The sequence below is a fragment of the Corallococcus terminator genome, from assembly GCF_003611635.1.
GTDB lineage: Bacteria > Myxococcota > Myxococcia > Myxococcales > Myxococcaceae > Corallococcus > Corallococcus terminator.
This window is the reverse complement of the sequence record NZ_RAVZ01000440.1, coordinates 1-6,782: the sequence shown is the minus strand read 5'-3', so window position 1 is coordinate 6,782 and position 6,782 is coordinate 1. Positions and strand designations below refer to the sequence as shown.

The window sequence follows — 6,782 nt, the reverse complement described above, 5'->3', positions numbered from 1 at the left end:
CTCCGGTGGGGGTCTGCTCGGGCTCGGGGCTCGCGCCGCAGCCAACAGCATGGAGCGCCAGCAGCAGGGCGCTGGACGTGAAGACGAAGCGGTTGCGCATCAGGAGGGGGTGTCCTTGTGCTGGGGCCACGAGACGGGAGGGCCGCGGCAGGGTCGCCGGCGGCCTCATCCCCACGCCCGGCACCTTGCGCTCGCGTGCCACGAAGGGGCCGAGCGCCTGGCGGGTCTCACTGGCCCGGTGAAAGCGTTCTTGGCCGGGGCTTTTGCAAACCCTGGCGATCGTGAACACTTCCCATCATCGCCCCAGCGGTAGCGGCCCCCGATTGGCCGCCTCCCCACGCCTTCCGCCCGCCTGCTTTCGCGATACTTCGCTTTTCCCGAAGCTTCGCGTCCGGATTCCCTATTTGCCGAAGAGTCGTCCGGCCCCTATCTGAAGAGGGTTGGCTTTTCAGCCCCCCCTTTCCAGGTGAATGCCTTGGACTCAATACAAACCATCGGAAGCCCCCTCATGTGGGGCGGCTTCATCGCCTTTGTCTTCGCGATGCTCGCGTTGGACCTGGGCGTGTTCCACCGCAAGGCCCACGCGATCAGCTTCAAGGAGGCCGGCGCGTGGAGCGCGGTGTGGGTGAGCCTGGCGCTGACCTTCAACGCCGTCCTCTGGTGGCGCTACGGCTCCGGGCCGGGGATGGAGTTCCTCACCGGCTACCTCATCGAGAAGTCGCTCTCCGTCGACAACATCTTCGTCTTCGTCGTCATCTTCACCGCACTGAAGATCCCGGCGCTCTACCAGCACCGGGTGCTCTTCTGGGGCATCCTGAGCGCGCTGGTGTTGCGCGCGGCGATGATCTTCGCGGGCGTGGCGATGCTGGAGCGCTTCCACTGGCTCATCTACGTCTTCGGCGCGTTCCTCATCCTCACGGGCGTCAAGCTCTTCATCCAGCGCAACGCGGAGGAGCACCCGGAGGACGGCTGGCTCATGCGCACCGCGCGCCGCGTGATTCCCTCCACGCCGAAGTTCGACGGGCAGCACTTCCTCACGGTGGAGAACGGCCGCAAGCTGGCGACGCCGCTCCTGATGGCGCTGCTGCTGGTGGAAGCGTCCGACGTGCTCTTCGCGCTGGACTCCATCCCGGCCATCTTCGCCGTGACGCGCGACCCGTTCATCGTCTTCACGTCCAACATCTTCGCCATCCTGGGCCTGCGTTCGCTCTTCTTCCTGATGGCCGGGGCGATGGAGAAGTTCACCTACCTGAAGGTGGGCCTGTCCGGCGTCCTCATCTTCGTGGGCGCGAAGATGGCGCTGGTGGACGTGGTGCACCTGTCGCCCGCGGTGTCCCTGGGCGTCATCGGGCTGGTGCTGGGCGCCAGCATCGTGGCCTCGCTGGTCAAGGCCCGCAACACGCCGCCGCACGAGCCTCAGGCGCCGACGCCGGACGACGCGAAGCTGCCGTCCGCGACCAAGGCCTGAAGCCCCGCGTCAGCCTTCGACAGACTGTGAAGCTGTGGGTCCCATGGGGTGTGGGGCTCCAGGCCCGGGCCCCCGAAGCGCGTGGGGGCTCGGGCCGTTTTTTTGTCAGCCGCCGCTCAGTGCGCCCGCGACAGCTCCATGAACTCCAGCCAGGAGCGGACGACGTGCTCGAACTCCTCCAGGGACAGCTCCTGGGAGCGTCCGGGGATGGTCTCCTCGCTGTGGATGGAAGCCCGCACGGGGGACAACTCCAGGCTCCACGCGTCGCCGGTGACGTCCCAGCGATCGCGCTTGCCGTGTCGTACGGCGTTGAGGACGCGCAGCATCTTCTGCGCCCGGGCCGGCTCGAAGCCCAGCTCCTGGGCCAGGTAGTCCGCCAGCACGTCGTCCGGAGGAAGGCCGTTCACGACCGCACGACCCTGCTGATCCCACGTGAATCGCAATGTCCTGGGCACGCCCGTGAAGGTGACACAGCGGCTGGATCTTTCCCCAGACCCGCCGGTGTCGATTGCGCCGGAACCCGACACTGGAGGCCCCCTCGCGTGAGGCAGCCGACGGGGACCCCGTCCGGAAACCGCGCGTCAGTGTTGGGAGGTGGAAAAGCGAAAGGCCGTGAGTCTTTGGGGGACTCACGGCCTTTTTCGTTTCGAGTGGGCGCAGCAGGGCTTGAACCTGCGACCCCTGCCGTGTGAAGGCAGTGCTCTACCACTGAGCTATGCGCCCGACTTCTGTGTGCCGCCGCGCCCCACCGCTGCGCAACGGACGCGGCGATAAGTGCCATTCGTCCGCGTGGGTGTCAACGCAATTTCTAGGAGGAGCCGTCCGACAGCGCGTCCAGCTTCTCGTCCAGCTCGCGCAGGCGGCGCTTGAGGCCCGCCAACTGCTTTCCCATGGCCTTGAACTCGCTCTTGGGCGCGAAGTGCAGGGCCTTCATCACCTCGTCCTGCCCCCGGTCGAGCGCCTGCTTGCCGCGCTGGACCTTCCCGATGGCCTGGGCCACCGCCATGGCGCGCTTCTCGTCGCCCATGAGCTTCTCCATGGCCTTGCCAGAGAGTCCCAGTGCCTGCTTCTTCAACGTGTCCCGGATGCCCATGGGGGTGCGCGCTCCTTGGTCAGGTGCCGTCAGGGAACTCGGTCTTCAGGGAGGCGAAGACGCGGTCCGCGATGCCCTTGTAGCGCATGCGTTCGATGAGGGGTTGCAGGTCGCCCTTCATGGAGATGCGGCGCTTGAGCACGGCATCCACGGGGTCGAGCGTGCCCAGCAGGAGCTGCTTCCAGACGGAATAGGGCGCGCGCGCCAGGTACACCGGCTCCAGCTCCTCCAGGTCGTCCGGATCCGACAGCACGCGGGCCTTCTCGATGCGGCAGTCCCCGGGGACGACGTGCACCACGAAGGGCTTCGCCAGCTTGCCCGGCTCCGCGTCAATGATGGCCCCGAAGTCGCCCTTCCAGCCCTTGCCGGCCATGGCGCATTCGGGATCCGAGTTGGTGAGCCGGACGGCCTCGTCCAGCCATTCCTTCGACGGAAACTTCGGCATCGCTTCCCCTACCCCCTGCGGAAGATGCTCTTGATGCTGGAGAAGAGGCCCCGGTCGTCATTCGACGCGGTGCTGGTGGAGGGGGCCGCCTGCGCGTTGCGCGCGGACACCTCCAGCAGGGCCTTCTTCAACTGCTCCGGCGTGTCGCGCGTGGCCAGGTCCACCTTGCGCAACGTGCCGGTGTTGTCCTCCACCTGCACCTGGAGCAGACACTCCTCGGTGAGGCGGAAATCGATCTTCCGGCCCGCGGATGCGGCCGGCACGCGCACCGTGCCCAGGTACTCGTTGTCCACCATCAGGTCGCTGTCGCCCTGGTAGATGTCCAGTTCGATGAAGGGCGAGCCCGCGTCCTTGGGCGGCGGCAGGCGGAAGCTCTTCACCATCGGGATGAGCGAGTTCTTCTCGATGATGCGCTTCACGCGGCCGTTGGGCATCGCGTAGCCGATGGGCATGGACAGCGCGTCCAGCAGCGTCACCGCGTCGATGCTGCCCAGCGAGTCGCCCAGCAGCGCCGCGCCCAGGGCCACGCACTCATCCGGGTGCACCCCCTTGCGCGGGGCCTTGCCGAAGTGGGCCTGGATCTTCTGCTGCACCAGCGGCATGCGGCTCTGGCCGCCGACGAGGATGATCTCGTCGATTTCCGAGCGGGAGATGCCCTTCTCCGCGAGCACGCGGTCGCAGATCTCGAAGGTGCGATCCACGAGGTCGCCCGTGAGGTTGTTCAGATAGTCGCGGGTGAGCGGGATGCGCAGGTCCAACGGCTTGCCCTTGCGCTCCTCGATGTAGGGCAGGTCGATGACGACGTTCGGAATGAGCGTCAGGTCGATCTTCGCCGCCTCGGCGGCGTTCTTGATGCGCTGCAGGGCGATGGGGTGGTCCGCGAGGTCGACCTTGGTCTCGTCGCGGAAGCGCTCCAGCACGTACTCCATGATGCGGTTGTCGAAGTCCGCGCCGCCCAGGAACGTGTCGCCGCCGGTGGCCAGCACCTCGAAGACGTTGCCGGCCAGGTGCAGCACGCTGACGTCGAAGGTGCCGCCGCCCAGGTCATAGACGAGGATCTTCTGATCCAGGCCCCGGTTGAAGCCGTACGCGAGCGCCGCGGCGGTGGGCTCGTTGACGATGCGCTTGACGTCGAAGCCCGCCAGCCGCCCGGCTTCCTTCACCGCGTTGCGCTGGTTGTCGTTGTAGTAGGCCGGGACGGAGATGACGGCCGCGTCGATGGGGCCGCCCAGGAACTGCTCCGCGATGGTCTTCAACTGCGAGAGCACGAAGCTGGAGATCTGCGGCAGCGAGTACAGCTTGCCGCCCATCGTCACCGCGGCGTCCCCGTTGGGGTCCTCCACGATGTCGTAGGGGAAGTACCCCTTGAGGTCGTCCACCGCCTTCGAATGGAACTTGCGGCCGATGAGCCGCTTGGTGCCCCAGAGCGTGTTCTTGGGGTTGGTCACCATCTGGTCCTTGGCGACGCCGCCGACCAGGAGATCGTTCTTGGAGGAGAGCGCGACCACGGAGGGCAGGATGAGATTGCCGCGATCCGTGGGGACGATCTTCGGGATGCGGTTGCGCACGGACGCCACCAGGGTGTTGGTGGTGCCCAGGTCAATCCCGACGATGCGTGGTCTGTCCGCCATGAAGTTCAGCGAGCGCACGCCAGGGGGAGGCCGCGCCCGTTCTCACTCTCTAGCACGTCGTGCCGTCGCGTGCGCGTTTCTAGGCGGATGCTTCCTCCCTGGCTGTAGTTCCGACCGGGCAGCACGCCAAGCGCCCCCTGTCGCTGGCTGGACACCGGGGCTCTGGGGCCCCGGGGCCCGGTCCGGAGGCCCATGGGCCCCCGGGGCCGGCCGCCCTACGGCTCCAGTTCGGGATCCGGTCCCAGCTCCCGGACGCGGATCGGACCGTCGGGTTCGGGGGGCGGCAGCGTTTCGCACACCGCGTCAGGACCGACGGGCAGCTCGGCCAGGAAGCGCGAGGGCGTCAAGAGGAGGCGTCCGTCCTCCCGGGGCAACGAGGTGTGGGGGTACACGAGCCAGAGCGCTTCGCGAGCCCGGGTGACGGCGACGTAGAAGAGCCGGCGCTCCTCCTCCTCGTCCTCGGGGCTCCGGGTGGCGAGCGACAGCGGGAAGCGCCCATCCACGAGGCCCAGGACGAAGACGGACCGCCACTCCAGGCCCTTGGCCTGATGGACCGTGGAGAGGGTGAGCACGTCGTCGGGCACTTCGCCGTCCAGGGCCGCCTGCGCGGAGAACTCGGCGACCAGGGCGATGTCGGACAGGAAGCGGGGCACGTCCTCGGAGCGCCCGGCGAACTCCTGGAGCTGGCGGAGGTCCTGGGCGCGGAGGTCGGCCACTTCGGAGGCGGCCGTGGCGTCGCGCGCCGCGAGCACGTCCGCGAGCAGGGCCCCCGGGCCTCGCGGTCCGCTGGCACAGAGCGTGGTGATGAGGGCCTGGAAGCGCTGGAACCCGGCCTGGGCCTTGCGCGGCACGTGGGCCAGGACGTCCGGATGCGTCAGGGCCTCCGGGAGGGTCAGCTCCGTTGGCAGCGCGCCCAGGGCGGTCCACAGGTGTTCGGTGCTGACGGCGCCCACGCCGGAGAGCCTTCGCACGAGCCGCTTGAAGGCCATCTCATCCGTGCGGTTGTGCACCCACCTCAGGTGCGCGAGCGCGTCCTTGATGTGGGCCTGCTCGAAGAAGCGCACCCCGGAGCGCACCCGGAACGGCAGGCCGTTGCGCGCCAGCTCCACCTGGAGCTCCAGCGAGTGCAGATGGGCGCGGTAGAGCACCGCCATGGACTCCAGCCGCTGGCCCTGGGCGCGCAGCGCGAGGACGCGCTCGGTGACGAAGGCGGCCTGACCCCGCACGTCGCGGGTGGGGACCACCTGGGGCACGGGGCCCGGGGCACCGTCGGACACGAGGGCCTTGGGGAACTGGCGGGTGTTGTGCGCGATGACCGCGTTGGCCATCCGCAGCACCTGGGGCGTGGAGCGGTAGTTGCGCGTGAGCGGATAGATGCCGCAGCCGGGGTAGCGCTGGGGGAAGTCGATGATGTTGGTGAACTCCGCGCCGCGGAAGCTGTAGATGGACTGGCAGTCGTCGCCCACGACGGTGAGGTTCTTGCGCTCGCCCACGAGCAGGTCCACGAGGTCGCCCTGGAGGCGGTTGGTGTCCTGGTACTCGTCCACCAGCACGCCCTGGAAGCGCGCCGTGAGCTCCGCGCGGATGACGGGGTGTTCCTCCAGCAGGCGCTTCAGGTGAGCGAGCAGGTCGTCGTAGTCCATCAGGTGCATCTGCGCCTTGCGCTGCTGGAAGCGGCGGGCGGTGGCGAACACCTCGGGCGCGACGGGGAGCATCTGGGGACGGCGCTCCACCAGCACCTGGGACACCGGCTGCTGGAGGTTCGTGGCCAGCGAGACCAGATCCAACAGCGCGTCCGGGCGCGGGAAGCGCTTGTCGCTGCGCAGCTTGCGCTCGGCGAGGCACGTGGCCATCAGGTCGCGAGAGTCCTCGCGGTCCAATACCGTGAAGGCGGTGGAAAAGCCCAGCGCGCCCGCGTGTTCGCGCAGCAGCAGGTGCGCGGCGTGGTGGAAGGTGCCGCCCATGAGCCGGCCCACGTCCGCGAAGCCGCCGGCCAGCTCCTCCACGCGGCGGAGCATCTCGCGCGCGGCCTTGTTGGTGAACGTGAGCAGCAGCAGCGAGTCCGGGGGAACGCCCCGCTCCAGCATGCGCGCCACCCGGTACGTGAGCGTGCGCGTCTTGCCGGAGCCCGCCCCCGCGATGACG

Annotated in this window: 6 protein-coding genes and 1 tRNA gene; 1 reads left to right on the top strand and 6 read right to left on the bottom strand. The window is 68.4% G+C overall.

Translation table 11 applies throughout. From position 1 onward, the window contains the following. Positions 1-508 precede the first annotated feature (508 nt). Positions 509-1,468 (top strand): TerC family protein, encoded by a 960-nt coding sequence (locus tag D7V88_RS37385; protein ID WP_372241163.1) that lies wholly within the window; start codon positions 509-511, stop codon positions 1,466-1,468. Positions 1,469-1,584: 116 nt separating this feature from the next. Here D7V88_RS37385 and D7V88_RS37380 read toward each other — a convergent pair whose 3' ends face one another. The 6 genes from D7V88_RS37380 to D7V88_RS37355 form a co-directional block, all read right to left on the bottom strand. Beyond that, positions 1,585-1,875 (bottom strand): YacL family protein, encoded by a 291-nt coding sequence (locus tag D7V88_RS37380; RefSeq protein ID WP_208726704.1) that lies wholly within the window; start codon positions 1,873-1,875, stop codon positions 1,585-1,587. Positions 1,876-2,119: 244 nt separating this feature from the next. After that, positions 2,120-2,191, bottom strand: a tRNA-Val gene (locus D7V88_RS37375). 85 nt (positions 2,192-2,276) lie between these two features. After that, complete coding sequence (locus D7V88_RS37370) at positions 2,277-2,561, bottom strand: hypothetical protein (protein ID WP_120545341.1); 285 nt, start codon at positions 2,559-2,561, stop codon at positions 2,277-2,279. A gap of 19 nt (positions 2,562-2,580) precedes the next feature. Further along, positions 2,581-3,006 (bottom strand): SCP2 sterol-binding domain-containing protein, encoded by a 426-nt coding sequence (locus D7V88_RS37365; RefSeq protein ID WP_120545340.1) that lies wholly within the window; start codon positions 3,004-3,006, stop codon positions 2,581-2,583. Between the two features lie 8 nt (positions 3,007-3,014). Next, positions 3,015-4,637, bottom strand: a complete 1,623-nt coding sequence (locus D7V88_RS37360; protein WP_120545343.1) for an Hsp70 family protein — start codon at positions 4,635-4,637, stop codon at positions 3,015-3,017. A gap of 215 nt (positions 4,638-4,852) precedes the next feature. Next, positions 4,853-6,782: ATP-dependent helicase (locus D7V88_RS37355; RefSeq protein ID WP_147449034.1), on the bottom strand; the 1,930-nt coding region annotated here is incomplete at its 5' end.

What these genes read in the sequence shown, in the direction of transcription:
- D7V88_RS37385 (WP_372241163.1), top strand. Translation starts at nt 509, where the DNA reads ATGTGGGGCGGCTTCATCGCCTTTGTCTTCGCGATGCTCGCGTTGGAC.
- D7V88_RS37360 (WP_120545343.1), bottom strand. Translation starts at nt 4,637, where the DNA reads ATGGCGGACAGACCACGCATCGTCGGGATTGACCTGGGCACCACCAAC.
- D7V88_RS37370 (WP_120545341.1), bottom strand. Translation starts at nt 2,561, where the DNA reads ATGGGCATCCGGGACACGTTGAAGAAGCAGGCACTGGGACTCTCTGGC.
- D7V88_RS37365 (WP_120545340.1), bottom strand. Translation starts at nt 3,006, where the DNA reads ATGCCGAAGTTTCCGTCGAAGGAATGGCTGGACGAGGCCGTCCGGCTC.